Source organism: Streptomyces bacillaris (genome assembly GCF_003268675.1).
Lineage (GTDB): Bacteria > Actinomycetota > Actinomycetes > Streptomycetales > Streptomycetaceae > Streptomyces > Streptomyces bacillaris.
The window spans coordinates 2,684,899-2,711,478 of the sequence record NZ_CP029378.1 but is presented as its reverse complement, the minus strand read 5'-3'; the positions used below and the strand labels follow the sequence as shown (position 1 = coordinate 2,711,478).

The window sequence follows — 26,580 nt, the reverse complement described above, 5'->3', positions numbered from 1 at the left end:
GTGCGGTCCCGCCGATTGCGCTTCCTTGATCGGCATGGCTGAGACAAGAGCAACCACAGGGACGGGTGAGCCGGCCTCCCGGCCGCGCAAGTCCAGCTGGAAGTACATCGGCCCCGGGATCGTCGTCGCGGCGACCGGGGTCGGGGCCGGGGATCTGGTCGCGACGCTGATCGCGGGCAGCAAGTTCGGCTACACGCTGCTGTGGGCGGCGGTGATCGGGTGCCTCGTCAAGATCTCGCTGGCCGAGGCGGCCGGGCGCTGGCACCTGGCGACCGGGCGCACGCTCTTCGACGGCTGGCGCAGCCTCGGCGCCTGGACGACCGTCTACTTCGCGGTGTACGTCGTCGTCTGGGGCTTCATCTACGGCGCGACGGCCATGTCCTCCAGCGCCCTGCCCATCGTGGCCCTCTTCCCGGACGGGCCGGGGCTGAAGTTCTGGGCGATCGTGACCGGGCTGATCGGGCTGGCCTTCGTCTGGTTCAACCGGTACGCCGTCTTCGAGAAGGTCATGACGGTCCTGGTCGGCATCATGTTCGTGGTGGTCGTGTACGTGGCCGCCCGGGTGGTGCCGGACGTCGGCGCTTCGTTCGCCGGGCTCGTCCCCGTACTGCCGGACGGTTCGCTGCTCTACACCCTCGGGCTGATCGGCGGCGTCGGCGGCACGATCACGATGGCCGCCTACGGCTACTGGGTGAACGCGAAAGGGTGGAGCAACTCCTCCTGGATGAAGGTGATGCGGCTCGACAACCGGGTCGCCTACATCACCACCGGCATCTTCGTCGTCGCCATGCTCGTCCTCGGCGCCGAGCTGCTGCACGCCTCGCAGATCGCCCTCACCTCGGGCGACCGGGGGCTGATCGACCTGGGGAAGGTGCTGGAGGACCGGTTCGGCGGGGCCACCGCCACGCTCTTCCTGGTCGGCTTCTTCGCCACCTCGTTCTCGTCGCTGATCGGCGTCTGGCACGGGGTGAGCCTGATGTTCGCGGACTTCGTGGAGCGGTTCCGGGCCCCGGCGGGCGAGGAGAAGGCGCACGCGGGCCCGGAAGTCGTCGACCGGCAGCAGCGGTCGGTGCCGTTCCGCGCCTATCTCCTCTGGCTGACCTTCCCGCCGATGGCCCTGCTCTGGCTGGACGAGCCCTTCGGCCTGGTCATCGCGTACGGCGTGCTCGGCGCGTTCTTCATGCCGTTCCTCGCCCTGACCCTGCTCTGGCTGCTCAACTCCTCCCGTACGCCCAGGGAGTGGCGTAGCGGCTGGGTCAGCAACGGGATGCTGGCCCTGGCGGGGCTGCTGTTCGTCGTGCTGTGCGTGCAGCAGGTGCGCGAACTGCCCTGGTGAGTCCGTCCGGTCGAAACGCCGCAGCGCCGCCGGGGGAGCGGCGGCGCTGCGGGTTTCTGGATGGTGCTGATGGTTACGGCAGGCTGCGGACGTGCGGGCCGACCGCCTTCGACCAGGCGAACCCGGCCGTCGCGTCCCAGTTCGTCGACCAGGTCATCGCGCCGCGGAGCGACGGGTAGGTCTTCGAGGGCTTGAACGAACCGCAGTTGGTGCCCTTGGTCAGGCAGTCCAGGGCCGCGTTCACGACCGACGGGGCGACGTAGCCGCTGCCCGCGCCCCGGGTGGAGGCGGGGACGCCGATGCCGACCTGGGACGGGTCGAGCCCGTTCTCGAGCTGGATGCAGGCGAGCGCGGTGAGGAAGTCCACCGAACCCTGGTGGTAGACCTTGCCGTCGCAGCCGAGCATCGAACCGCTGTTGTAGTACTGCATGTTGACGACGGTCAGGATGTCCTTGATGTTCAGCGCCGTCTTGAAGTACTCACCCGACGTCGACTGCATGTCGATCGTCTGCGGGGCCATCGTGATGACCAGGCCGGGGCCCGCCTTCGCCGACAGCTGGCGCAGCGCCTTCGTCATGTAGGTGGCGTTGAGGCCGTTCTCCAGGTCGATGTCGACGCCGTTGAAGCCGTAGTCCTGCATGAGCGCGTACACCGAGTTGGCGAACGCGGTGGCCGAGGCGTCGTTCTCCACGCGAACCGTGCCCAGTTCGCCGCCGATGGAGATGATGACGTTCTTGCCCTGCGCCTGCTTGGTCTTGATGTCCGCCCGGAACTGGGCGTCGGTGTAACCGTTCAGCCCGGCGGTGTCCAGGTTGAAGGTGACCGCGCCCTGCGTCGGCGTGGCGTCCGCGAAGGAGACCGCGATGATGTCGTAGTCGGCCGGCACGTCGGTGAGCTTCTGGACGGCCGCGCCGTTGTTGAAGTTCTGCCAGTAGCCGGTCACCGCGTGCTTGGGCACGGCCGGGCCGGGGCCGGGGCCCGTGCCGGGCTTGGCCGTACGGGCGGTGATCGCGGCGGACTTGACCGACTCGCCGGCCGCGTTGGTGGCGCTCACGGAGAACTGGTACGCCGTGTCGGCGGCCAGCCCCGTGATCGTCGCGGAGGTCCCGGTGGAGGTGGTGGCCTGCACACCGTCCCGGTACACCTTGTAGCCCGTGGCGCCGGAGACCGCGTTCCAGGACAGGGCGACCGAGGAGGTCGTCGTGGCGCCCGCGGCGAGACCGGCGGGGGCACCCGGGATGACCGGGCCGGGGCCGTCGCCGCCGCCACCGCCGTCGGGACCCGTCACCTCGATGTCGTCGGCGTAGTAGGCGGACTGCCCGTACCAGCCGTGGGTGTAGACGGTCACCGACGTGGTGCTGGGGCCGGTCCTGAAGCTGGTGGACAGCTTGGTCCAGGTGGTGGAGCCGGGCGTCCAGGTGGAGACGTCGGTCGTGCCGCTGCCGGTCACCCCGAGGTAGGCGTAACCGCCCTGCACCCAGGAGCTGAGCGCGTAGGTCGAGTTGGGCTTCACGGCCACGGTCTGCGAGCACCGGCCGTTGTCCTGGCCGGCCGGGGTGGCCTTCAGCGCGGACGTGCCGCTGCGCACGGGGGTGGAGACGGTGGTGCCGCTGCCGGCGGAACAGGCCCAGTTGGCGAGCCCCGACTCGAAGCCCGCGTTCTTGGCGTTGTTGACGTCGGCGGCCTGGGCGGTGGAGACGAGCCCGGTGACGGTCAGGGCGCCGGCCGCGATCACGGCCATGGCACCGCCGAGGAACGGCCGGGAGGAATTCCTTCTGCGGCGCCTTCTGCTGCCTGCGGAGCGTTGCACGTGGGCCTCCGTGGGGAGTTGGTGGTGCGTGGCGGGGTGGTACGGCGGGGAAGGGGTCGTACCGTGCGGGGTGGGGCAGAAGCGGTCGTCACCGCTGCGCATAAGCTGGTCCAGACCAATCGAGTTGTCAAGACCTCTGGCAGTGAACGAGGCTTCGGTGGCGGCCCCGTGGCGACTTCGCCAGGTGGTCGGTGCGAGGCCGCGGCCGGGCTCGGACGCCCTTCCGGCGGAGTCACTCCCGGGGAATCTTTGCCGGACGGTGACCCCGCGCCACCACCCTCCGACCCGCACGGGTGATCTTGCCGAAGGTCTCCGTACCGTGACGGAGAAACCCCGCCGGGACGGTCCGGAACACGCGCTGCTCCGCCCTGACGTGCGCAAACGGGAATGTGCCCGGATTCCGGATGGATTCTTCGGTAACGCTCCGCAAGGGCGGCCGAGTTGACCGGAATCGATTTCATCCCGTTTGGCGTCCGAATCCCGTACGAACGGTGTTCGCATGATGACGCACTGGTCCCCGATAACTGTTCTCTGCCTGGTGAGACGTGGCTAAAGTGCTGAGGCAGGAGCACGGAGCAGGAGCGATTGCGGCCGACGTCTTGGCGGCGGCCGGAGCCGAACGGGGAAGAGCGTGCCGACCGCGATAGCAGTGACGAGTGCAGATCTGGTGCTGCCGCCCACCGATCAGCAGACCCCGACCGCGGCCCTGCTCCAGGCCCCCGAAGCCCAGACCCTGGAACTGGCGATCGGCGACATGCACCTGCTGCTCGAACAGCACGGCTACGTCATCGCCCTCTACCCCAGCGGCATCCGGCCCGAGCACGAACGGCGCCTCCACTCCATCCGCTCGGTCCTGGAGAGCGACCGGATCGCCCTGGTCAAGGTGGAGCTGCCGCCCCTCGGCGTGGCCGTACTGGTCCGGCAGTTACGGCAGCTGTCCATCTGCGACTTCAGCCCCGGGGTCGTCGCCTCCGCCGCCCGGCTGCTGTCGCACTACATCTACGCGGGCGCCCTGCTCAACTCCGTGGCCAAGCTCGACCGGGTCCCGGTCAGCCTCAAGAGCCACGCCAAGTCCTGGGTCCCCGGCTCCCAGTTCGCCGTGCTTGCCGGACCCCAACCGCAGCTCGTCAAGGTGGGCCCGACGGCCGAACCCCTGACCGGCCCCGAATTCCGTACGCATCTCCTCGTCGCGAAAGGACAGTTGCCGTCCGACTGGGTACGGGAGACCCTCGCCCCCGCCTGGAAGGTCCAGGCCGTGCACGAGACGGCCGTTCCCGCCGACTCGCCGCGCTGGTGGGGCACGGGGAAACTCGTGGAGTTCGCCGCCCACCTCCCGGACATCTCCGTGCTGTACCAACTGGTCGCCTCCGTCCGCCGGGAGAGATGCCACTGGTGCGCCATGGAACTCATCGGGGACCGCTGCGCCTTCTGCTCCGCCCCGCTCGCCGCCCCCGAACACCGCGACCGCAGACCGTCCACCGGCGTCCTCCAGCTGGAATCCGGCGGCCGCTCCGGCCCCTAGGCCTCCCGTATCCGTTGGCCGGCCTCACCCGACCCGCCCCGGCCCTCCGGGGGCCCGAGGCGACCGGTGCGCCCGGCCCGGCCGCCCCCGTACCCCTCCACCTCCGAATTCGCGCCCCCGAACCGCACGCATCCCGAACCACCCGCACCCCGAATCACGCACACTCCGAACTGCCCGCACTCCGAACCGCACGCATCCCGATCCGAACGAGGTTGACCGGCCATGAACTCCCGCCAGCGCCGCGGCGTGATACTCCTGCTCCTGTCGGTCCTGTGTGCCTTCGGTGCCTTCGCCGGTGTGCTCTCGGTGATCAGCGATGTGAACTCCAAGGTCGGCCCCGAGGTGACCGCCTACCGGGTGAAGAGCGACGTGGCCCCCTACACGGCCCTGAACGGCCGGCAGTTCGAGAAGATCACGATGCCCAAGCGGTGGCTCTCGGAGAACGCCGTGACCGACCTGCGGGAGGTCGAGTCGAAGATCGCCGTCACCCAGCTCCGCGAAGGCTCCCTCCTCCAGTCGGACATGATGGTCCGCAAACCCGAACTCCGCGCCGGTGAGCAGGAGATCGCCATCATGATCGACGCCGCCACCGGCGTCGCGGGCAAGATCACCCCGGGTGCCACGGTCAACGTCTACGCCACCTTCGCCGGTGAGCAGGGCGAGAAGGGCGACCCCGCCCAGTCCAAGGTCATCGTCTCCAACGCCAAGGTGCTGGAGGTCGGCAAGCTCACCGCCCTGGAGCCGGGGGGTGACGGGCGGCGCAGCCAGACCACCGAGGCCGTGCCGATCACCTTCGCCCTGAACACCCTGGACGCCCAGCGCATCGCCTACGCCGAGTCCTTCGCGGAGCACGTACGTCTCGCCCTCGTCGCCCCCGGCAGCGACGGCACCATCCGCCCGGGCGACCGCACCTACACGCTCGACAAGGACAAGTGAGGATCGGATGACCACCAGAATCCTCCCGGCCGTGGGCGACCCCGACGCGGCCCGCTCCCTCACCACCCTGCTCAGTCAGCTGCCCGACGCCGAACCGGCCGGTCCGGTGACCGACTCGACCCAGCTGATCGACACCCTGGCCCGGCTCGCGGGCGAGGCCCTCGACGAGCTGCCCGAAGTGGTGCTGGTGCACGAGCGGATCGGCCCGGTCCCGGCCCTGGAGCTGATCCGGGAGGTCTCCCTGCGGTTCCCCTCCGTCGGGGTCGTCATGATCACCACGGACGCGAGCCCCAGCCTCTTCGCCGCCGCCATGGACTCCGGCGCCCGCGGCCTGGTCACCCTGCCCGTGAGCTACGAGGAGCTGGCCAACCGGGTCCAGGCCGCGGCCCAGTGGTCGACCGGCGTACGCCGCCACCTCTCCTCCGCCAACGACGTCTTCACCGGCCCCGGCGGCACGGTCGTCACCGTCACCGGCGCGAAGGGCGGCGTCGGGGCCACCGTCGCCGCCATCCAACTCGCCCTGGCCGCCCAGGCGTCGGGCCACACGGTCGCCCTGGTCGACATGGACCTCCAGACCGGCGACATCGCCTCCTACCTCGACGTACAGTTCCGCCGCTCCCTCGTCGACCTCGCCCTGATCACCGACATCTCGCCCCGGGTGCTGGCCGACGCGGTCTTCTCCCACTCCACCGGCCTCGCCCTGCTGCTCGCCCCCGGCGAGGGCGAACGCGGCGAGGAGGTCAGCGACCGCTCGTCCCGCCAGATCGTCAGCGCCCTGCGCTCGCGGTACGAGATCGTCGTCATCGACTGCGGCGGCCAGATGAACGGGGCCAACGCGGCGGCCATCGAGATGGCGGACACGGCCCTGCTGGTGACGACCCCGGACGTGGTCGCGGTGCGCGGCGCGAAACGGATCGTACGGATGTGGGAACGGCTCCAGATCCGCAAGGCCGAGGAGACCGTCACCCTCGTCAACCGCTTCACCCGCAACACCGAGATCCAGCCGCCGCTGATCCAGAAGATCACCGGCACCCGGGTCGCGAGCGCGGCGGTCCCCGCCAACTTCAAGGAGCTCCAGGCGTCGGTCGACTCCGGCCGGCTGCACGAACTGGACGCCAAGAGCACGGTCAAGCAGGCCCTGTGGGGTCTGGCCGGGGAGCTGGGCATCGTCAAGCCGAGCGCGGCCGCCAAGAAGGGCGGCGGTGTGCTCGCCAAGAGGAACAGCGGCACCTTGAAGAACGACCGGGGCTCGATCGGACGCCCGCGCCGCAGGCGCGGCGGGCCCGCAGACGCCGAGGGGACACGCTGAGCGATGACGACGACCACGAGGACGGCGAGCGGCACCATACGGGGGCCCGGGGGAGCGGGAGGCGCCCGGGGTGCGCGAGGGGCCCGGGAGGTACGGGGGCCGGGTGGACGAGGGCTCCGGTACGGGCGAGGGCTCAGGGCGCTCCGGAAAGATGACCGGGGGCAGGCCGCCGTCGAGTTCCTGGGGATGACCCCCTTCATCATCCTGATCATGCTCGTGCTCTGGGAGTGCGCCCTGATCGGCTACACGTTCAGCCTCGCGGGCAACGCGGCGGACGTGGCCGCACGCAAGGGGAGCGGGGCGGAGTACGCGCCGGGAGCCGCCTGCCGGGCCGGGGCGATGGAGGATCTGCCCGCGGCCTGGGCGGGCGGGGCCCGCGTGAGCTGCGGCCGGGGCGCGGACCTGTACGAGGCGACGGTGACGCTCAAGGTGCCGGTGCTGGTGCCGGGCCTGTTCGACCTGGACATCGGCATCGACGGGGAAGCCGGATCGGCGCTGGAGGACTGGCGATGACGACGATGAGGACCCTCCCGTACGGGGAACGCCTCGGGATCCTCCGCAGAGGGAGGAGCCGGGGCTGTGCCGACGTACCGGCCCCGGCCCCGGCCCGCAAGGCGAGTCGGGAGGACGCCGACGTACCGGCCCAGGCTGGGAGGGCGCGCCGGGACCGTGCGAACGGGTCGGTACCGGCCGGGAGGGCACGTCGTGACCGTGCGAACGCGTCGGCACCGGCCCGGAAGGCCCGCCGGGACCGCGGTCAGGTGGCCCTGGAGTACCTCGGCTTCCTCCCGCTGCTGCTTCTCGTCGCCCTGCTGGCCATCCAGCTCGGCATCGCCGCGTACGCCGCCAACCAGGCGGGCACGGCCGCCCGCGCCGGAGCCCGTACGGCGGCCAGCTACGACGCCCACGGGGACCCGGAGACGGCGGCCCGGAACGCGGTCAGCGGCTGGGTGGAGGGCAACGGGTTCTCGTACAGCCAGAGCGGCTTCGAGGACATCACCGCCACCGTCGCGGTCAAGGTCCCCTCGCTCGTCCCCGGCATCGGCCCCTGGACGGCGACCCGGAGCGCCACGATGCCGCGCGAGTGACCCCGTACGGGACACCCGCCGCACCCGTCTCACGGGCCACACCCGCTACACCCGCCCCGTCCGCTACACCCGCCACACCGAGGAGAGTTGGGCAGAAATGAGCCTGCGGGCACGCATGACCGCCCCCGACGAGCAGGGCGGCGCACGGGAGGACGGCCACCTGGTGGCCACCTACCGGGCCAAGCTGCTGGAGGAGATCGACCTCGCGGAGATGTCCTCGCTGGCCGCCGCCGACCGGCGGGCCCGGCTGGAGCGCGTCCTCGGCCACATCATCAGCCGCGAGGGCCCGGTCCTCTCCACCGTCGAGCGCTCGCAGCTGATCCGGCGGGTGGTGGACGAGGCGCTCGGCCTCGGCATCCTCGAACCGCTCCTGGAGGACGCCTCCATCACCGAGATCATGGTGAACGGACCGGACCACATCTACGTCGAGCGCAGCGGCAAGGTCGAACGGCTCCCCCTGCGCTTCGGCTCGCACGAGCAGCTGATGCAGACCATCGAACGCATCGTGTCGACCGTCAACCGCCGCGTGGACGAGTCGAATCCGATGGTCGACGCCCGCCTGCCCAGCGGCGAGCGCGTCAACGTGATCATTCCGCCCCTCTCCCTGACCGGCGCCACGCTCACCATCCGCCGCTTCCCGCGCTCCTTCACCCTCCAGGAGATGATCGGCTTCGGCTCGCTGGACGAGCAGATGCTGATCCTGCTCGCCGGTCTCGTCCAGGCCAAGTTCAACATCATCGTCTCGGGCGCCACCGGCACCGGGAAGACGACGCTCCTCAACGCGCTCTCCGGGCTGATCCCGAACGCCGAGCGCATCGTCACCATCGAGGACTCCGCCGAACTCCAGCTCCAGCAGAGCCATGTCATCCGGCTGGAGTCCCGTCCGGCCAACGTGGAGGGCAAGGGCCAGATCACCATCCGCGACCTGGTCCGCAACTCCCTCCGTATGCGCCCCGACCGGATCGTGGTCGGTGAGGTCCGCGGCGGAGAGTCGCTCGACATGCTCCAGGCGATGTCGACCGGCCACGACGGCTCGCTGGCCACGGTCCACGCCAACAGCGCCGAGGACGCGCTGATGCGGCTCCAGACCCTGGCCTCGATGTCCGAGGTGGAGATCCCCTTCGAGGCGCTGCACGACCAGATCAACAGCGCGGTGGACGTGATCGTGCAGCTCACCCGGCACGCCGACGGCACCAGGAAGGTCACCGAGATCGCGGTGCTGGACTCGCACGGCCGCGACCCGTACCGCATCGTGACCGTCGCCCGGTTCGAGGCACAGCCGTTGGCCGCCGACGGCCGCATCTACGGCCGCTTCCAGTACCTGCCGCTGCCCCGCAGGGTCGCCGACCGGCTCTATCTGGCGAGCCAGCCCATCCCGCAGGCGTTCGGCGTCGCGGAGCACGCCGCACAACTCGCCACCCGAGAGGCCAACTAGGTACCCGCGCCATGGACAACGTCAACCTCCCCCTGGTCACCGTCGGCGTCACGCTGCTCGCCTGTGTGCTCGGCGTGATGGGCCTGTACGCCTACTCCGGCGGCAAGGCTGACCGCGACGCGCTCGTGGAGCGGCTCTCCCATGTCGGCCAGCTCCCCGAGACCGGCCGCCACCGCCGCTTCAAGGGCCTGGACCGCAGGCTGCGGGCCACCGCGCTCGGCCGGAAGCTGGAACTGAAACTCGCTTCGACCGGCTTGGAGTTGACCCCCGGCGAGTTCTTCGTCTACGCCCTGGTCGCGATGGCCGGACTGTGGATGATCGCCTCCTCCATGCTCGCGGCGTTCTTCGGCCCGGTCGCCGCCCTGATCGGCCTCTGGGGCACCAACACGTTCCTCAACTGGCAACGTACGAAGCGCACCGAGCGGTTCATCAACCAACTCCCCGAACTCTCCCGCATCCTGGCCAACGCCACCCAGGCCGGGCTGGCCCTGCGCACCGCGCTCTCCATGGCGGCGGAGGAGATGGAGAACCCGGCGGGCGAGGAACTGGCCCGGGTGGCGAGGAGGTTGGCGGTGGGAGAATCCCTGGAGGAAGCCCTGAGCGAGCTGACCGACCGCCTCCCTTCCCGTGAACTGGTCGTCCTCGTCACGACCTTGGTGCTCTCCAACCGGGCCGGCGGTACGGTCGTCAGCTCCCTGCGCAACCTCACCGAGACGCTGGAGGAGCGCAAGGAGACCCGCCGCGAGGTCAAGACCCAGCTCTCCCAGGTCACCGTCACCGCCTATGCCGTACCGGCGTTCGGCATCGGCGCGATGCTCCTGATGAACGCGGTCATGCCGGGCGCCCTGGACCGGATGACGGGCGCGTTCATCGGCCAGGCGGCGGTGGTCGTGGCCATCGCCCTGTACGCCATCGGGTTCGTGGTCATCCGCCGCCTGTCCCGTATCGACGTCTGAGACCGGAAGAGACGGAAGAGACGGGAAGAGAGAGGGGACGTACGGATCATGGACCTGCTGCTCGCCCTGGTGGTCGGCATCGCCGTCTACGGGGCCATCCACGGCATCCGGATGTACCGCGCCGACGCCAAGCTCCCCGGCGACCTCGCCGTGGCCCTGGAGTCCGGCGCCACCCGCACGAGCGCGGTGGGTTCCGGCATCGACCGGCTCGGCATCCGCTGGGCCCCGCTGGTGCTGCGGATGATGGGCCCGAAGGCGGTCAACAAGAAGCGCCGCCAGATCGACCTGGCCGGAAACCCGGGCGGCCTCACCATCGACCGTTACGCGGCGCGCCGCGCGGTCTACGGCGCGCTCGGCCTCCTGGGCGCCTTCTCCATGCTCCTCCAGGGCCAGGTCTTCCTCGCGCTCCTCATGATCGCGTTCGGCCTGTTCTGGGTGGAGGTGGGCATCTGGTCGGCGGTCCGGGTCCGCCGCGAGCACATCGAACGCACCCTGCCGGACTTCCTCGACGTCCTCGCCGTCGTCGTCTCCGCCGGACTCGGCTTCCGGCAGGCGCTGGACCGGGTGGCGGAGAAGTACGAGGGCCCGTGGTCCGACGAACTGCGCATCACCCTGCGCCAGATGGACATGGGCGTCAGCCGCCGCCAGGCCTTCGAGGAGCTGCGCAGACGCAACGACTCGGAGCAGGTCGCGATGTTCGTCACCACGCTCCAGCAGGGCGAGGAGCTGGGCGCCCCGATCGTCGAGACGCTCATCCAGATCGCCAACGACATGCGCCGCACCGACGCCCAGAACGCACGCCGCAAGGCGGCCAGGGCGGTCCCGAAGGCGACGTTCGCGGTGACGTCGTTCCTGCTGCCGGGCACGCTCGTTCTCCTCACGGTGGGATTCGTGTACGGAGCGAATGTCGACTTCTCGTTTCTCACGGGCGGCTGACATGAACGGCGGGAGGGGTGGGGACGACGGGTACGACGGGGCCTGCGGGCCCGCCGGGTCCTTACGGGGCCGTACGGGCAGCGCACCGGAGGTGACAGGCGCATGGCATACCAACTGAGCGGCGGGCGCCCCGGCCTGAGGGCGAACGCCGGGGCGGGCCGGACGAGGGACCGCACGCCCATGGACGCCACGGCGACGGGCCCCATGGCCTCCGACTCCGCAGGGGCCGGCTCCCCGGCGACCGCCCGCACCTCCACCGACTCCGCAGGGGCCGGCTCCACGGCAAGTGACGTCGGGCCCACCGACTCCGCAGCGGCCGACGTCAAGGCGACCGCGGTCGCGTCCTCCGACCCGAATGCGGCCCCCGCTCCCACCGCTCCCACCGCCCCCACGGCCTCCGACCCGAAGACGGTCCTCGCCTCCACCGATCTCACAGCCACCGACCTGGCCACGGATCTGGCGCGGGCGCACACGGACACCCCGGCGGCCCCGGCCTTCGCCATCCAGGTCAACGCGCTGCAGGCCATGTGCCGCCAGGTGTTCGGCTTCCGGCTGGCGATGATCGCGATAGCGACCCCGTACGCCATCGCCCACACCGCCCCAGGCCTGCCCACCTGGTTCATCGGCGCGGCGATCCTGGTCACCTTCATGGGCTCGTACGTCCTGTTCCGCGACTGGGAACGGTTCGGCCCGGTCCTCCTGCGCCACCCCTGGCTGCTGGCCGTCGACGCGGTCTTCGGCTCGCTGCTGCTGATCACGGCGACGCCCGAGTCGACCCTCGCGTACGTCACCGTCTGCACCCCGCTGCTGGCGGGCCTGGTCCAGGGCTGGCGCGGGGCGGCGGTCTTCGCGGCGCTCCAGGTGGTGATCGTCTTCGGGGTGTACGCGAGCGTGCCGAAGCTGGAGGCGGGCGGCGCGACGGCGTTGCTCCTGCCCGGCTTCTGCGTGATCGCCGGGGCGGTGGGGGTGGCCCTGCGCAACCTCCTCCTGCGCTTCGGGACGGCCACGCAGGCGCTCACCGAGACCCGGGCGCGGCTGGCGGTGAACGAGGCGGTGGAGGGCGAACGCACGCGCCTGGCACGGGAGATGCACGACTCGGTGGCGAAGACCCTGCACGGCCTGGCGCTGGCCGCCGACGGCCTGGCGTGCTCGGCCGACCGGATGGACCCGCCGACGGTCCGGCACCACGCGGAGCTGGTGGCGAGGGCCGCGCGCCGGGCGGCGGCGGAGTCGCGGGAACTGCTCACGGACCTGCGGCGGGAACAGGGCCTGGAGGGCGGCGTGGACCTGGTCGCCGAACTGGAGGCGCAGGCAGCGGACTTCACCGCCCGCCACCCCGTCGGCGCGACGTTCCGCCGCCTCTCGGAGGACATCCCGGTCCCGCCGGTCCCGCAGGCGGTGGCGCGCCAGCTCCTGACGGTCGCCTCGGAGGCGCTGGAGAACGCGCACCGCCACGCGTCCCCCACGTACCTGGTCGTCCTCGCCGGGGTGAAGGGCGATGTGCTCCGAGTGAGCGTGTACGACGACGGCCGCGGCCTCCCCGCCGGAACCACGCTGGAGAGCCTGCGCCGGGCGGGCCACTTCGGCCTGGTCGGCATGGTGGAGCGGGCGGCGTCGATCGGGGCGCGGATCAGGATCGGCCGGGGGAAGGCGGAGCGGGGGACGGAGGTACGGGTGGAACTGCCGCTGGCGGCCCTGACGGGCGTACCCCCACCGGCCCGGACGCCCGCCCCTCCCGCCCACGACTGAACGTGCACGCCCGTGTACCCCCACCCCGAGAGGAGGTCGCACCATGCCGGGCGACCCCTTCGAACCAGCCCGCCGCCGCCTGCACCCCGCGGCCGGCCCCCCGCCCTGCCCTCCGCACCGCCCGAGGCCAAGCTCAGGGTGGTGGTGGCGGACGACAACCCCGTGGTGCGGGCGGGCCTGGGCGTCCTGCTTTCGGGCCGGGCGGACATCCAGGTCGTCGCGGAGGCGGCGGACGGCCGCGAGGCGTACGAGAAGACGCTGCACCACCGCCCGGACGTGGTTCTGCTGGACGTGCGGATGCCCGGGGTGGACGGCATCTCGGCGCTGCCGCACCTGGTGGGCATCGCCCCCGTACTGATGCTGACGTACAGCAGGGAGAGCGAGATCGTGCACGAGGCCCTGCGGCTGGGCGCGGGGGGCTACTTGGTGCACGGGGAGTTCACGGCGGACCAGCTGGTCCAGGCGGTACGGGACACGAGGAACGGCCGCGCCAACTTCACGGCCACGGCCGCCGACGCCCTGCTGGCCCACATGCGCCACGGCACGGCCCCGGACCGCGCCCCCCTGCCCGACGGCCTGGGCGCGGCCCTCACGACGGCCCCGCCGCCGCCCGTCCACCACCTCCCCCGACCGGGCGATCCTTCGGAAAGCCTTTCGCAACTGCAACCTCCTGTGGGACAGTCTTCTGTGACCGGGGGGTCGGTCTCTCCCCCCAACAGGCAGCAGTACGGGCTGAGTTCGCGAGAGGTGGAGGTCATGGACCTGATTGCGTCCGGAATGAGTAATCAGCAGATCGCCGCCACCTGCTTCATCAGCGAGAAGACCGTCAAGAACCACATCAACCGCATCTTCACCAAGCTCCACAGCACCACCCGCAGCGAGGCGATAGCCCGCTGGCTGGGCACGGCCCCCCGCGACCCCGGACGGCACCCATGACCGCCCGGACGCCGAACGGGCGGGCGACGTCCCCAACACCCAACCGGCCGACGATGAAGCCCCTTTGGGCCCGGAAATGGGCCCACGGACCCTCTGACCGCACGCCACCCCCCTCCTATGTTTCTCCCGTCGCCCCCGGCCCCGGCCAGGAGGAAGCCGGACCCGAGGCCGACACCGCAGAAACGCCCGAGTCGGCCGGCAGGCGGTCGGCCGAACCAGGAGGGGAACACCATGTCGAACTTCACCCTGAAGGCCGCCGTCCGCGTCAACGGCTGGGCGAACACGGCCGTCAGCGCCGTCCAGAAGCGTTACGCGGCGAAGGACCGGGGGCAGACGGCGTTCGAGTACCTGGGGATCATTCTGGTGGTCGTGGCGATCATCGGGGCGATCGTGGCGACGGGGATCGGCGGGGCGATCTCCGCACGTATTCAGGGCTTGGTGAACGCCATCACGGCGCAGTGATCTCCGTTCGCTCGCGCAAGGACTCAGGGCAGGCTTTCCCCATCTACGTGATGATGGTGGCGGGTCTGCTCTTCCTTGCGTTCGCGTTCTTCGCCGTCGGCAAGGCGGCCGCTCTGCGCAACGGGTCCCAGGGTGGTGCGGACGCGGCTGCCCTGGCCGCCGCGCAAGCCGCTCGCGAGGACATCGAGACCGGGTTCCTCGCCGCCCTCCCGCTGGAAACGCTCGACCTGTTCCTGCAGCGGCCCTTCACGCGATACCGCCCCTGCGCCGAGGCGAGACGGCTGGCAGATGCCAACGGGAACGACCAGCGGTCCTGTGCGGCGGAGTATGGGTACCCTCGCTACAAGGTCACTGTGCAGGTCGAGGGACGCAAGCCCGTCGACTCGCCGGTTCTCCCCGGATCCGGGCGCACGCTCGCGAAGGCCACGGCGACCGCCCTCATCGAGTTCCGATGCACGTGGAAAGCCGTCGATCTCACGAACGACGGCATCAAGGACCTGTACATCTTCACGTGCAGAAATGGCGCGGTTTTCGAGATCTCCACGAGCAGTCAGCCCGACTGGTCCCGTGTGAGCAAAGATCTCTTCGATGTGCGGTTGGTCGACCAGTGACAGCGAACGACGAGTAGGGGAATCGGACCATGAGTTTTCGGCGTGCCACAACAAAGAGAAGGTTCGCGCCGGCCGTCGCCGCCGTGGCTGCCTTGGCTCTCGCCCTGACCGGATGCGGTGACGACGGCGGCGACGGGGCGGCGGAGCCCCGGAGCGAGCGTTCGGCTGAGCCGCCCGCACCGGCCAGTTCGCCGACGTCCGAGGACAAGGGCGAACAGCAGATGGACACCGCCGCGGCGGCGAACGTGGACCCGAACGCCAAATTGGCCGAGGCGCGCGGTCTGGACGGGCTCACGCTGGTCGTCAATCAGGTCAAGCGCGACTCCGGCGGCTTCGTGACCGTGCAAGGTGTGATCAAGAACGAGGGAACCCAGTCGGCGAATACGACGGCGTGGGCCGGATCCGAGACGGCGCTGCTCGCGGCGAATCCCAACTCCGTCGCCGGAGCCACGCTGGTCGACAAGGTCGGGAAGAAGCGCTACTACATCCTGCGGGACACCGAGAACCGCTGCCTGTGCACAACAGGTATCCCGCCGCTCATGGCAGGCAAGAGCACATCGGTCTTCATGCAGTTCCCCGCCCCGCCGGCCGGCGCCACCGAGGTCGACTTCACCCTCCCGACCTTCGCGACGACATCCCTCAAGATCTCCGGGTGACGGCCGACATGAGACACACACGCACCCACATGAGGCCAGTGGCCCTGTCGGCGGCCTCGTTCCTGGTCGTCGCGAGCCTCACCCTGTTCGGGGGGACGCCCGCCCAGGCCGACGACGGCCCCAGCGTGCCACCGGGTACCGAGGCCCAGTCGGTCCCCCCGGTCGAGGTCGACGCCAACGACCCGGACCTGAAGATGCCCGACGGCGGAACGCTGGGCCCCGCCAAGGTCCTCGACATCGTCCAGGTCGTCGAAGACCTCGGCGGCGAGGAGCGCCGCGAGGACAGCAACGCCGACATCAAGTTCGCGCTCCAGGCGGAGGTCCTCTTCGGCAAGGACAGCGCGAAGCTGAGTTCGGCGGCCAACGCCCGTATCGCGGCCATCGCCGAGGAGATCAAGAAGCAGAACGCCACCAAGGTCCGCGTCTTCGGCTTCACCGACAACCTCGGCTCCTCCGCCCACGGCGACGTCCTCTCCAAGCAGCGCGCCGACGCCGTGCACGGCGTCCTGTCGCAGCAGCTCGGCCCCACGGTCACGTACGAGATCCGGGGCTACGGCGAGCAGTACCCGATCGCCAGCAACGCCGACGAGGAGGGCCGCAAGAAGAACCGCCGCGTGGAGGTCTCCTTCCAGCGGGGCGAGGGCTCCTGACCTCTGTCGGCCCATGCCGGCCCCCGTCGGTCTCCGTCGGCCTCTGTCGGTCTCCGAGGGGAACGCAGCACAGCAGCCGAGGGTCCGGCGCAGCGGTCACACCGCGGCGCCGGACCCTCGGCAACTCCCGGACCCTCGGCAACTCCCGGACCCTCGGCAACTCCCGGGCCCTCCCTGCTCCCGGACCCTCGACAGCTCCCGGACGCCCGCCCCCTACTTCACCGTGATCGACCCCACGAACGCATCCAGCTCCCCCTCACCCACCGCCCCCTTCACCGCGTTCAGGCGGACCACGAACGGGACGCCGGCCGAGTCCACGCCCGCGACCAGGACGCCCGTCATCGGGGTGCCCCGGTTCGGGGTGTTCTCCTTGCCGTCCGCCGTGAAGTCGTAGTCGATGCGGCGGGCTTCGCGGGCGGGGGAAGGGCCTGCGAGGCGGATGTCCTCCGTGGATCTGCGGGTGGTGCCCAGGCCGATGCCGGCGCCTGCCGCGGCCGCCGCTCCGGCCGCGTCGCTCACGCCGGTGGCGAAGTCCAGCTGGACGGAGACCATGCCCGTGCGGATGCCGTCCTCCACCTTCAGGGCCACCGCCGCGTTGTTCCTGCTCCGCTCGTCCGCCGGCTGCTCCGCGTACCCCTGGTCCTTCGGGTAGCCGACGCTCAGGCTGTCGGTGTGCAGGGTGGACCAGCCCTCCGGGACGCGTGCCGTCTCCTTGGTGCCGCTACCGCTGCCGCAACCGGTCAGGGGAAGGGTGAGCGCGAGGGCCAGGCCCAGGACGGCCGTCCCCCGCAACCGGCGCCCTCCGGCGAGCCGCCGTTCCCCGAAAGGCCCTCTCGTCATCCTCGATCGCCCCTTCATCGCCGTCAGTTCGCGCAGTAGCTGTACGGAAGATACGTCCGGCCGTCCCCGCGCGGCGCCCCCAGGAACCGCGCGTCCGCCAGCGACTGACTCTTCTGCTCGGTGGAGAGCGAGAAGCCCAGGCTCATGCCGAGCGAGATCTCGAAGCCGAAGTCCTGCGCGTCCGTCTCCCCGAGGTAGCGCATCGTGCTGGACAGGCCCTCCTCGAACATCAGGTGCTCGAAGGGGTCGTCGCCCGTCGGCCGGGTCTCCATGCCCCGGTCCCCGAAGAGGTACTCGAACGGAGCCGTGTTGTTGCCGGAGCCGCCCAACCACTCCTCCGCCACCGCCCGTTGGGCCTCCGTCCTCGCGTCCGTCTCCTTGTCGAAGACGAGCGAGTTCGTCACCACCTGGACGCCGGTCCCGCCCGACCCGTCGGACACGCTGCCCTTGCCGCCCCGCTTGTCCGCGCCCGACTCCCCGTTTTCGCCGCCGACTTCGACCTTTCCTGAGGTCGAGACGTCCTCCACCGTCTGCGTCATGTCGATGCGGACGAGCTTCCCGGTCTTCTGGTCGCGGGTGACGGTGATGGCGCCGGTACGGCTCTGCTCGGCGCCCACCGTGCCCTTGAGCGGCCCCGCGCTTCCGCTGAGCCTGCCCTCCAGTTCGAGCCTGGCGGTGTACGTGTACGACTCGTTCCCGTTCACGTCGTCCCTGGCGATCGTCACCTCGGGCGACAACCTGGCCTTGCCGCCCAGCTTCGCGCCGAGTTCGTCCTCGTCGCCGCCCTTGACCGAAAGACCGCCGTCCGCATAGGCGTTGAGGCCGACCGTCGAGTACGAGATCTTCTTGTCGCCGATCTTCCGCTCGATGTCCTGCTTCTTCTCCGCCCACTTCATGCCCGAGTACCAGTTGCCCCCGTACCCGCCGCCGTGCTTGGTGGCGGTCTCCCACATCTTCATCTCCGCGATGTCGTCCCGCATCCTCTGCGCCTCCTCCTCGCTCGCGAAGATCCAGGTGTCACCGTTCGTGATCTTGATGCCGCCGCCGATGTCGACGTCCGCCTTGCCGAGGCTCCCGAGCTTCACGCCCGGGGTGCTCGCCGTGACCCCGGCGGAGGCCGCGTCGGTGAACGTCATGGAGACGACCCGGTCGTTCCCGTCGACCTTCCCGTCCCCGTTGACGTCGGTGTTGGCCTGGGAGACCTTCTGCTGGAACCCGTACTCCTCGCCCCACTCGAACCAGCCGATCTTCACCTTCCCGCCCGCCGTGTCCGAGACGGACGAGATCTGGCACATCTTCGGTTCGTAGTCGGCGTCCGTCCTCGGCCGCGCCTCCGGGTCCCCGCCGCCCGCCGCGCAGGAACCGCCGGCTCCGCCCCCGCCCAGGGAGCTGATCGCGCAGCGGATGCGTTCCCCGATCTGCCCGCCGACCCCGGCCATGGCCATCGCGCCGATCAGCGTCACGACGAGGACCACCACGCCCAGGTACTCCGTCGCGGTGGCGCCGCCGTCCCGCCAGTTGTACGAGTACGTCGGCGGGGGCGCCGGCCGGGTGGCGCGTTCCTCCAGCAGCCGGTCGACGGCCACCCCCGAAGCCGCGCCCGTCGCCAGCGACACCACGGGCATCAGGACGCCCTCGATCCCCACCGCCTCCCACGACACCGCGAAGCCGTACGCGAGACCGGCCAGCGGGACGGCGAGCGCGGCGAGCAGATAGAGGGTGCGGGACTCCCGGTACTCGTCGGACAGCAGCCGGGCGGCGGCCAGCACGGTGAGGAGGGTGACGGCGAGCGCGGGGATGTGCAGCAGGGCCAGCCGCCAGCCGAACGTCTCCAACCGCGCCCCGGAGCCCAGTAGTTCGAGAAGAACCCGGCTCGTCAGGAATCCGGCGGCGACATAGACCAGCGTGCCCGCGGCCCAGCTCCGCGTCAACGCGAGGAAACGGCCGCCCGGTTGGCTGAATGCCGGAGCGCCGGAGCCCCCCGCGCCCCGGCGTCCCGACGGTATGCGGCCCGCGCCCCTGCCGTCCTCCCAGCCGCCGTCCCCGCCACCGCCCACGGTCTGTCCTCCCGTCCCGAACTGTGCCTGTGCCCGCGCCTGTTGTGGCCGTGAGCGTACGGCGTGAGTACGGTCCCGGCGCGGGCCCCCGGCCCCAGAACCGGGCCCAAAACCGGCCCCGGCGGCGGGCCCAAGTGCGGTGGGCCCGAGGGGTGTTGTGCCGGTGTCATGTGTCCGCTCGGTCCGGGTTCGGTACGGGGGGCGGACCCGGGTTCGGCGGGGGTTCGTCGGCGCGCCGCTTTGACTTCGGGGCTCCCTCCGCCCCGCTCTTTGGGCCGCCGGTGGGCCCGTGGACCCACGCCCCTGCCCGGTGCCGCTCGCTACGCTCGGCCATGACGGTGACCGCCCGCCCTTGTGTTTGCGTGAGCGAATTAATAGGCTCGGGCTGTGATGGGGGTGTGGCGTTGATGGGTGCCGGGTTCTTCTACTCGTACCACCTGGGCTGGACCCGGCTGGATGCCGCGACACTCCTGGGTGACCTGGAGGCAGAGGGTCTCCGTCCGGTGCATCCGGTGACCGGGCGTACCGTACTCGTCAGTCTGGACCTCCCCTCGTGCGGGGCTCGCTCACCGGTGACGCGCGAGCAGCTCCTCTCTCTTTCCGATCTGCAAAGACTTCAGGAGGTCGGGTTCCTGCTGTGGGTGGACGGGGGTCCCGATCTGCTGGTGCGCATACGGCGGGCGCGCGGCGGTGTGGTCGCCGTCGAGTTCTCCGTGGGGGAGCTGCCGCCGGTGGAGCGGGAACGGGCGGTGAGCGCCATCCGGCGGACCGTCGGCCGGGCGTCCGTGCTCTGCATCGGCTTCGTCGTCGACCGGAGCGGCGTGACGGCCGGTACCGACTGGGACGGCGTCGTCATCGAGGGCTCCGCGTACCTCGACTCCTGGCCGGACGCCGTCGCCGTACGGGAGGAGATCGCCGCCGGGCATCCGCAGCTGACGGTGATGGACGCCGTCACGATCTCGCCGTGGAAGGTGTTCGGGAGCGCCGTCCCCAGCCTGTGGGCGGCGGAGGGCCATGGAGGGGGCGGGGGGCGGGGGTGGAGTGGTCGGGAATGTCCGAGACGGACGACATAATCGGCCGTATGTCCGATCACCACCTCCGCACCCGGATGCCTGGCGCCCCCGCCCCGGCTGCGGCCCCGGCCCCGGCCCCCCGAGGCCCCGGCCCCCGCACGGCCGCTGCACTCCGGGCCGCCGCGCCCGCGCTCGCGGTCTACGCCGCCGTCCGGGCCCTGGGCCTCCTGGTCCTCTGGGTGGCGGCCCACGCCTCCGGCAAGGACCCCGTGGTGCGGCTCAGCGGACGCTGGGACTCCGTCTGGTACCAGCGCGTCGCCGAGAACGGGTACGGCCACACCGTCACCCTCCCCGACGGCGCCCTCCACTCCGACCTGGCCTTCTTCCCCCTCCTCCCCGCCCTGGAGCGCGGGATCTCCGAGGTGACCCCGCTCACCCTCGGCGGCGCCGGACTCCTGGTCGCCTGGACGGCCGGGCTGCTCGCCGCGTGGGGCATCTACGCCGTGGGGGCGCAGCTGCACGGACGGCGTACGGGGGTGGTGCTGGCCGCACTCTGGGGCGTGTACCCGACGGCGTTCGTCCAGTCGATGGCGTACACGGAGACGCTCTTCACCGCCCTGGCCGCCTGGGCGCTGTACGCCGTGCTCAGGGGCCGCTGGCTGCCGGCGGGGGCGCTCTGCGTGCTCGCCGGGCTCACCCGGCCCTCGGCCGCCGCCCTGATCGCGGCCCTGGCGATCACGGCCGCCGCCACTCTCGTACGGGAGTTCCGCGCCGGTGGCCGTACGGGCCCGCTGCTCCGCCGCAACGCCCGGATGCTCGCGGGGGTGGCGCTCGCACCGCTGGGCTGGCTGGCGTACGTGGTGTTCGTCGCCGTGCGCGAGGGCAGCCCGTTCGCGTACTTCGAGGTCCAGGCGCAGTGGGGCAACAACATCGACGGCGGACGCGCGCTCGCCGCCTTCATCGCCGGGCTGCCGCTGCCCGCCGCCCTGGGGCTCTGCGCGGCGCTCGGGCTGCTCGGGTGGCTGGTGGTGCTCTGCGTACGGCAGCGGCAGCCGCTGCCCGTCCTCGTCTACACCGTCGCGATCGTCGTCATCTCGCTCATCGGCGCCGGCTACTTCGGCTCCCGGCCCCGCCTGATGATGCCCGCCTTCCCGCTCCTCCTGCCCCCGGCCGTCGCCCTGGCCCGGCTGCGAGGCGGGTGGGGCGCGCGGGGCGGGTTGCGCGCGGAGGCCCCCGGGCCCATGGCGGGCGCGGATCGCGAGGTGCCTCCGCCGCCTGACGCCCCCGCGCAGCCCCCGGCGCTCACCGCGCCCGCGCAGCCCTCGGCGCTTACCGGGTCCGCGCAAGCCGCAGCCCTCACCGCCCCCGCCGTCATCGTCCTCGCCGTGCTCGCCTGCGCGTCGGCCGCTTTCGGGGCCTGGACCCTGCTCGGCGCGGGCCCGCCCTAGGCAGCCACCCCGCGTGCGGACACCGGTTGACCGGCCGCTGGTTGACCGGCCGCTGGCTGACCGGCGGCCGACAGACCGGACGCCGACGGTGTCGCGCCGCTGACCGGCACGTCCGATGCCTGCCCTAGAACGCCCCGGACCCGTCCCGCCTCCAAGGTGCCCCGGACTCCTCCCGCCCCCAGGACGTTCCCGCCGCCCGCAGCCGGACCCGGACCCCCGGCCGTACCCCCCACCGCTCCATCGCCCCCGCCTCCGCCTCCACCACATGGCGGGCCCGCAGACGGGGGAGGCCCAGGCGGCCGGGCTTCATCGTCCGGACCGCCAGTACGGTGAACTGCCGGTCCAGGTAAGCCACATCGATCGCGAACCGCATCCGGAAGGTGTGCACGCTCGCGCACGGGGTGATCAGCAACGCGCCGTCGATCCCGTCCCGCCCGAGCAGCCCCCGGGCCCTGGTCCGGTACGAGGCCGCTATCCGCAGCGGCACCCGCCGGGCCTCCGGGCCCCCGTCGACCGTCAGCGTCCCGTCGCCGTCCCGCCATCTCCGCGTTCTCATGGCCCCAGACCGTAGCGCCCGGCGCCCGCACCCAGGTCAGGAACGGACTGAACGATCAGGAGCGGTCCGGAGTGGGTCCCAGGGCCCAAGCCCCTTTCCCGCGCCGCCGATTAGGGTCGTCCTGTGTACCTCGCGCTGCTCGCCGTCGCCGCTGTCTGGGGTGGAGCCACCGGATGGCTGATCCCGCGCGCCGCGTACCGGTTCGCCGTCGAGCCCGAGGAACCCTGGCGCACCACGTGTCCCGCCGGGCACCCGTTCACCGGACCGTTCGGCGGCTGGCTCGGCCCGGCCCGCTGCGCCCCCTGCGGCTCGCGTGCGCGGACACCCGTACGGTACGGAGACGAGCACGCCGCCCCCGTACCGGAGCCTCCGGGCCCCTCCGTCCCGCCACCCGCCGAGCCCCCCGTACCGGAGCCTCTGGAAGCCCCCGCGCCGCAGCCACCCCCTGGGGCCCCCGTGCCGCAGGCTTCCGCACCTCCCGAAGCCTCCGAGCCGCAGCCACTCCCCGGACCTCCCGCCCCGTGGGTTTCTGCGCCCACCGGACCCCCCGTCCCCTACGCCCCCGGCACCCTCGCCCCCCTCACCACCGTCCTCGCCTGCCTCGCGCTCGCCGCAGCCACGGGGGCCCGGCCCGAGCTGACCGGGTGGTTGCTGCTGGCGCCCGTCGCGGTCCTCCTGGCCACCGTCGACCGCCGGGTCCACCGGCTGCCCGACCCCCTCACCCTGCCCCTCGCCGCCGCCACCGTCCTGGTGCTCGGCGGGGCCGCCCTGCTCCCCGGACACGCCGGGTCCTGGACCTCCGCGCTGCTCGGCGGGGCGGTGCTCGGCGGCTTCTACCTCCTGCTCTTCCTCATCAACCCGAACGGCATGGGCTTCGGCGATGTGAAGCTGGCCCTCGCCCTGGGCGTCGCCCTCGGCTGGTACGGCTGGGCGGTGCTGTTCCTGGGCGGGTTCGCCGGGTTCCTGTTCGGCGCGGCGTACGGACTCGGGCTCGTCCTGCTGCGCCGGGCGGGGCGCAGGACCGGCATCCCGTTCGGCCCGTTCATGATCGCGGGGGCGCTGACCGGCCTGCTCCTGGGTGCCCTGGCGGCCTGAACCACGGGCTCTTCCGTACGGCCCCGACGGGAGCCCCGGCCCATGCTGCCCACCCGGCGCCCAGCACCCGCCGCCCAGTACCCGCCGCCCCATCCGGGCCACCCGCAGGCGCCACAGAATCCGGTCGCGCCTCCCGCCCCCGCCTGACACGATCCCCGTATGTCCGAACAGCCCCCTCCGTCCCCCACCCCGCCCGCCCCGCACACCCCGCCCCTCTCCTTCGCCTCCCCGGCCTCCCGCGACCGCTTCGAGGCCCTCGTCGCCGAGGCCGACGCCGTCTCCGTGGACGGCTGGGACTTCTCCTGGCTGGACGGGCGGGCCACCGAGCAGCGCCCCTCCTGGGGGTACGCCCGCGCCATGGCCGACCGGCTCGCCGGTGCCCGGGCCGCGCTCGACATCCAGACCGGGGGCGGTGAAGTGCTGGCCGCCGCGCCGGTCCTCCCGCCCCTCACCGTGGCCACCGAGTCCTGGCCGCCGAACATCGCCCGGGCCACCGCCCGGCTGCACCCCCTGGGCGCCGTCGTCGTCGCGGACGCGGACGAGCCGCCGCTGCCCTTCGGGGACGCGGCCTTCGACCTGGTGGTGAGCCGGCATCCGGTGACCACCTGGTGGGAGGAGATCGCCCGGGTGCTCGCCCCCGGAGGCACGTACTTCTCCCAGCAGGTCGGACCGGCCAGCGTCTTCGAACTCGTCGAGTACTTCCTCGGCCCGCAGCCGCCCGAGGTGCGCCGCGCCCGCGACCCCGAGGACGCCCGCGCCGCCGCCGAGGCCGCCGGGCTGGACGTCGTCGGCCTGCGGGCCGAGCGGTTGCGCACCGAGTTCTTCGACATCGGGGCGGTCGTCTACTTCCTCCGCAAGGTGATCTGGATGGTGCCCGGCTTCACCGTCGAGCAGTACCGTCCCCAACTGGCCGCCCTGCACCGGAGGATCGAGGAGGACGGGCCGTTCATCGCCCATACCGCGCGCTTCCTGATCGAGGCCCGCAAGCCTCTGTGACGTAGGGAGCAGGTGTAGCAGGCGGCAGGCCGAAAAGGTCAACGCGCTTACCCCGGACGCCAGTTCAGCCTTGCCCCACAGGCAACGCGATCGCGCGGGCCGTCGTCCTACTCGACAGGAGGAGCGCGAGCAGCAGGAACAGCTCGGCGGGAACAGCGAGAACAGCGGCAGCGGCAGGCACGGTGGGACGGAGAGGGAGCGGGCCATGACGGTGGAGAGCGGCGAGTGCGGCGGCGGACCGGCCGGGCGCACCCGGGGCGGCAACGCCGACTGGCTCACGGGTTCCCGGATCACCGCCGTGCACGGGGTCTTCTACCGGCCCGAGGGGCCCGCGGGCGAGCCGGAGGCCGTGGAGTTCGTGATCGCGGGGGACCAGTCCGTCCTGCTGACCTGCACCTCCGACTGGACGTTACGCATCACCCCCGGCACCTGGCCGCTGCTGCCCGACTGGTGCGTACCGGCGAGCCAGTGGCAGCACGCCCCGCTGACCCAGCTGCCGCCGGTGCCGTACGAGGGCGCCTGGACGGTCGTCGGCACGCTGGAGCGCAGGGACGGCAACGGCGAGGTCCATGAGGCCGTCATCCGGTGCGAGGAGGGCGACTTCGTGGTCACGGCGGGGGACACGGTGGCGGTCCGCTTCCACCACCGTCACTGAGCCGACCCCACCGGGCCGGGCCCACCGCCCCGGGCAGCCGCAACCCTCTCCACGCGCGCGGGTCTCAGCCTGAAGGCCTACGCATGCGGCCCCACCCTCACCACCCCCACCGTCAGCTCCGCCCGCCCCTCCATGACCGCGCCCACCCGCTCCACCTCCTCCTCCAGCTCCCGCAGCCGCGCCCCCGACAGCGCTCCCCGTCCCCCCAGCGGCTCCACCGTCACCGCGATCCGCCGCCCCGAACGGCGCTGGTGCCAGACGCCCGCGACCTCCCCGTCCACCAGCAGCACCGGGTGGTTCCCCGCCTGCCCGGTGGGGCTGAGCGCCCGCTCGGACGCCCGGCCCGGGAAGAGCCGCTCGCGGGGGTACGAGGCGATGGTGAACGCGTCGAAGTAGGGGAGCAGGCGCACTCCCCGTACCGGCTCGGCCGGGAAGTCCGTGTCACCCGCCACCACCCAGGCGGGGCCGACGCCCTCGAAGGCGACCTCCTCGATCGCCCCGGAACCGGCCAGCGAGGCGAACAGCCCGGCCGCCCACTGCCTGGGGGCGGCCAGCCAGCGGGCGAAGTGGGCCGGGGTCGCCGGGCCGTACGCGTACAGGTACCGCTCGGCCAGGGCCGCCTGCGCCTCCGGGCCGGGCAGCGGGGTGCAGCCGGGGTTCGTGTACGTCGCTCTGCGGCCCCGGTTCGGGGCGTAGGCCAGCGCGCCCCGGTGGCCCGCCAGGTGCAGGACCTGCCGCCAGCGCGGCCACATCTGCTGGAAGCCCGGCACCACCAGGTCCCCGGCCCACGGCCCGGTCCTGGCGACGACCTCGTCCGACAGCTCGTCGACGGTCAGCTCCGCCCCGGTCAGCGCCTCCCCGATCGCCGCCACGACCTCCTCCACCTGCTCCGGGGTCATCCGGGCGCCCGTGGCGAACGGGTTCGGGCCCGCCGGTACGGCGGAGAGCGCGCCGGTCCACAGGGGCAGCTCCGCCGCGGGCAGCAGATGGACCGTGCCGCGTGGCCCGAACGTCTTGACCAGGGTCCGGCGGGCCGGGTCCTCGGCCCACAACGCCGTACGCACGTCCGTGCGGGTGAGGTCCTTGCCGCGCAGCCCCACCGAGAGTTCGGCCGCCGACAGCACCTGGGCGTGTGCGCCGAGCACCGTGCCCACCACATCGGCGGGGGAGATGTCCGGTGCCGGGGTCCGCAGATGCTGGCGGGCCAGCCGCCGCGCGTTCGCCGCCCGCCAGCTCACTGTCGCGGTCGGGTGCGGACCGGTCCGTGTGCTCGGCGGACCGGCGCTCGTGCTCGTACGGGATCGAGGGCGTGCCGGGGGCGTCGGGGGTGTCATGGGCCGAACCTAGAGCCCCTTCAGGTCGGAAACCGTCCGCAACGACGAGCAGCGACGAGCGGTGGCGAACAGCGGCAGGCCCCGGCGTCAAGGCCGCGCCCTGGGACACCCCCTCGATACCGGGGACGAATCCGGGCCCCCGAGCGCCGGTCACAGGGCGCTGTCCCGGGCCGTTGCGGAGTCCCGCGAACCCG

General features: G+C 72.0%; 25 protein-coding genes. 20 read left to right on the top strand and 5 right to left on the bottom strand.

What is annotated here, in order from left to right; translation table 11 throughout:
- The first annotated feature begins 34 nt into the window (after nucleotides 1-34).
- Nucleotides 35-1,336, top strand: coding sequence for an Nramp family divalent metal transporter (locus tag DJ476_RS11195; protein ID WP_103416571.1), 1,302 nt, complete (start codon nucleotides 35-37; stop codon nucleotides 1,334-1,336).
- Nucleotides 1,337-1,409: 73 nt separating this feature from the next.
- Here the strand turns inward: DJ476_RS11195 and DJ476_RS11190 are convergent, their stop codons facing one another.
- Nucleotides 1,410-3,146, bottom strand: coding sequence for a chitinase (locus DJ476_RS11190; protein ID WP_318294877.1), 1,737 nt, complete (start codon nucleotides 3,144-3,146; stop codon nucleotides 1,410-1,412).
- Nucleotides 3,147-3,795: 649 nt separating this feature from the next.
- Here DJ476_RS11190 and DJ476_RS11185 point away from each other — a divergent pair.
- The 14 genes from DJ476_RS11185 to DJ476_RS11120 all read left to right on the top strand — a co-directional run bounded on the left by DJ476_RS11185 (nucleotide 3,796) and on the right by DJ476_RS11120 (nucleotide 16,392).
- The gene (locus tag DJ476_RS11185; protein ID WP_181006410.1) at nucleotides 3,796-4,668 is read left to right on the top strand and encodes a hypothetical protein; all 873 of its coding nucleotides are present in this window, start codon (nucleotides 3,796-3,798) and stop codon (nucleotides 4,666-4,668) included.
- Between the two features lie 222 nt (nucleotides 4,669-4,890).
- Nucleotides 4,891-5,604, top strand: a complete 714-nt coding sequence (gene cpaB, locus DJ476_RS11180; RefSeq protein WP_103416568.1) for a Flp pilus assembly protein CpaB — start codon at nucleotides 4,891-4,893, stop codon at nucleotides 5,602-5,604.
- Between the two features lie 7 nt (nucleotides 5,605-5,611).
- Nucleotides 5,612-6,913, top strand: a complete 1,302-nt coding sequence (locus DJ476_RS11175) for an AAA family ATPase (RefSeq protein WP_070205199.1) — start codon at nucleotides 5,612-5,614, stop codon at nucleotides 6,911-6,913.
- A gap of 3 nt (nucleotides 6,914-6,916) precedes the next feature.
- Nucleotides 6,917-7,426, top strand: coding sequence for a TadE/TadG family type IV pilus assembly protein (locus DJ476_RS11170; protein ID WP_381249193.1), 510 nt, complete (start codon nucleotides 6,917-6,919; stop codon nucleotides 7,424-7,426).
- Between the two features lie 248 nt (nucleotides 7,427-7,674).
- The gene (locus DJ476_RS11165) at nucleotides 7,675-8,001 is read left to right on the top strand and encodes a TadE/TadG family type IV pilus assembly protein (protein ID WP_103416566.1); all 327 of its coding nucleotides are present in this window, start codon (nucleotides 7,675-7,677) and stop codon (nucleotides 7,999-8,001) included.
- A gap of 97 nt (nucleotides 8,002-8,098) precedes the next feature.
- Nucleotides 8,099-9,436 carry a CpaF family protein gene (locus DJ476_RS11160; protein ID WP_103416565.1) on the top strand — a complete coding sequence of 446 codons (1,338 nt, stop codon included), beginning with the start codon at nucleotides 8,099-8,101 and terminating at the stop codon, nucleotides 9,434-9,436.
- Nucleotides 9,437-9,447: 11 nt separating this feature from the next.
- The gene (locus tag DJ476_RS11155; RefSeq protein WP_112490415.1) at nucleotides 9,448-10,392 is read left to right on the top strand and encodes a type II secretion system F family protein; all 945 of its coding nucleotides are present in this window, start codon (nucleotides 9,448-9,450) and stop codon (nucleotides 10,390-10,392) included.
- A 48-nt stretch (nucleotides 10,393-10,440) separates the two neighbouring features.
- Complete coding sequence (locus DJ476_RS11150) at nucleotides 10,441-11,328, top strand: DUF5936 domain-containing protein (RefSeq protein WP_103416563.1); 888 nt, start codon at nucleotides 10,441-10,443, stop codon at nucleotides 11,326-11,328.
- Nucleotides 11,329-11,430: 102 nt separating this feature from the next.
- Nucleotides 11,431-13,077, top strand: a complete 1,647-nt coding sequence (locus DJ476_RS11145; protein ID WP_318294565.1) for a sensor histidine kinase — start codon at nucleotides 11,431-11,433, stop codon at nucleotides 13,075-13,077.
- 12 nt (nucleotides 13,078-13,089) lie between these two features.
- Entirely contained in the window at nucleotides 13,090-14,013 is a 924-nt protein-coding gene (locus DJ476_RS11140) for a response regulator (RefSeq protein WP_404827486.1), read from the top strand.
- Nucleotides 14,014-14,244: 231 nt separating this feature from the next.
- The gene (locus DJ476_RS11135) at nucleotides 14,245-14,475 is read left to right on the top strand and encodes a hypothetical protein (RefSeq protein WP_093753639.1); all 231 of its coding nucleotides are present in this window, start codon (nucleotides 14,245-14,247) and stop codon (nucleotides 14,473-14,475) included.
- The gene (locus tag DJ476_RS11130) at nucleotides 14,475-15,086 is read left to right on the top strand and encodes a pilus assembly protein TadG-related protein (RefSeq protein WP_404827589.1); all 612 of its coding nucleotides are present in this window, start codon (nucleotides 14,475-14,477) and stop codon (nucleotides 15,084-15,086) included. Before DJ476_RS11135 ends, DJ476_RS11130 begins: the two co-directional genes overlap by 1 nt.
- A 29-nt stretch (nucleotides 15,087-15,115) precedes the next feature.
- A complete protein-coding gene (locus DJ476_RS11125) occupies nucleotides 15,116-15,742 on the top strand; it encodes a hypothetical protein (protein ID WP_103416561.1) in 627 nt (208 codons plus the stop codon).
- Between the two features lie 29 nt (nucleotides 15,743-15,771).
- The gene (locus tag DJ476_RS11120) at nucleotides 15,772-16,392 is read left to right on the top strand and encodes an OmpA family protein (protein ID WP_112490414.1); all 621 of its coding nucleotides are present in this window, start codon (nucleotides 15,772-15,774) and stop codon (nucleotides 16,390-16,392) included.
- Nucleotides 16,393-16,605: 213 nt separating this feature from the next.
- Here the strand turns inward: DJ476_RS11120 and DJ476_RS11115 are convergent, their stop codons facing one another.
- Both DJ476_RS11115 and DJ476_RS11110 read right to left on the bottom strand, forming a co-directional pair.
- A complete protein-coding gene (locus DJ476_RS11115; protein WP_112490413.1) occupies nucleotides 16,606-17,232 on the bottom strand; it encodes a hypothetical protein in 627 nt (208 codons plus the stop codon).
- Nucleotides 17,233-17,255: 23 nt separating this feature from the next.
- A complete protein-coding gene (locus DJ476_RS11110) occupies nucleotides 17,256-19,289 on the bottom strand; it encodes a hypothetical protein (protein WP_112490412.1) in 2,034 nt (677 codons plus the stop codon).
- Nucleotides 19,290-19,696: 407 nt separating this feature from the next.
- Here DJ476_RS11110 and DJ476_RS11105 point away from each other — a divergent pair, with 407 nt between their 5' ends.
- Together DJ476_RS11105 and DJ476_RS11100 are read left to right on the top strand one after the other, a co-directional pair.
- Nucleotides 19,697-20,362 carry a hypothetical protein gene (locus DJ476_RS11105; RefSeq protein ID WP_318294876.1) on the top strand — a complete coding sequence of 222 codons (666 nt, stop codon included), beginning with the start codon at nucleotides 19,697-19,699 and terminating at the stop codon, nucleotides 20,360-20,362.
- 8 nt (nucleotides 20,363-20,370) lie between these two features.
- The gene (locus DJ476_RS11100; RefSeq protein ID WP_112490411.1) at nucleotides 20,371-21,750 is read left to right on the top strand and encodes a hypothetical protein; all 1,380 of its coding nucleotides are present in this window, start codon (nucleotides 20,371-20,373) and stop codon (nucleotides 21,748-21,750) included.
- Nucleotides 21,751-21,874: 124 nt separating this feature from the next.
- Here the strand turns inward: DJ476_RS11100 and DJ476_RS11095 are convergent, their stop codons facing one another.
- On the bottom strand, nucleotides 21,875-22,306 hold the full coding sequence (locus tag DJ476_RS11095; RefSeq protein ID WP_103416556.1) for a DUF192 domain-containing protein: 432 nt from the start codon (nucleotides 22,304-22,306) through the stop codon (nucleotides 21,875-21,877).
- Nucleotides 22,307-22,429: 123 nt separating this feature from the next.
- On the opposite strand from DJ476_RS11095, the gene DJ476_RS11090 reads away from it, so the two are divergent.
- From DJ476_RS11090 to DJ476_RS11080, 3 genes are all read left to right on the top strand, one after another.
- On the top strand, nucleotides 22,430-23,401 hold the full coding sequence (locus DJ476_RS11090) for a prepilin peptidase (protein ID WP_112490410.1): 972 nt from the start codon (nucleotides 22,430-22,432) through the stop codon (nucleotides 23,399-23,401).
- A 159-nt stretch (nucleotides 23,402-23,560) separates the two neighbouring features.
- Complete coding sequence (locus tag DJ476_RS11085) at nucleotides 23,561-24,397, top strand: class I SAM-dependent methyltransferase (RefSeq protein WP_112490409.1); 837 nt, start codon at nucleotides 23,561-23,563, stop codon at nucleotides 24,395-24,397.
- 205 nt (nucleotides 24,398-24,602) lie between these two features.
- Complete coding sequence (locus DJ476_RS11080) at nucleotides 24,603-25,052, top strand: hypothetical protein (protein WP_103416553.1); 450 nt, start codon at nucleotides 24,603-24,605, stop codon at nucleotides 25,050-25,052.
- Nucleotides 25,053-25,129: 77 nt separating this feature from the next.
- On the opposite strand, the gene DJ476_RS11075 is transcribed toward DJ476_RS11080, so the two are convergent.
- Nucleotides 25,130-26,290 (bottom strand): winged helix DNA-binding domain-containing protein, encoded by a 1,161-nt coding sequence (locus DJ476_RS11075; protein WP_112490408.1) that lies wholly within the window; start codon nucleotides 26,288-26,290, stop codon nucleotides 25,130-25,132.
- Nucleotides 26,291-26,580: the final 290 nt, after the last annotated feature.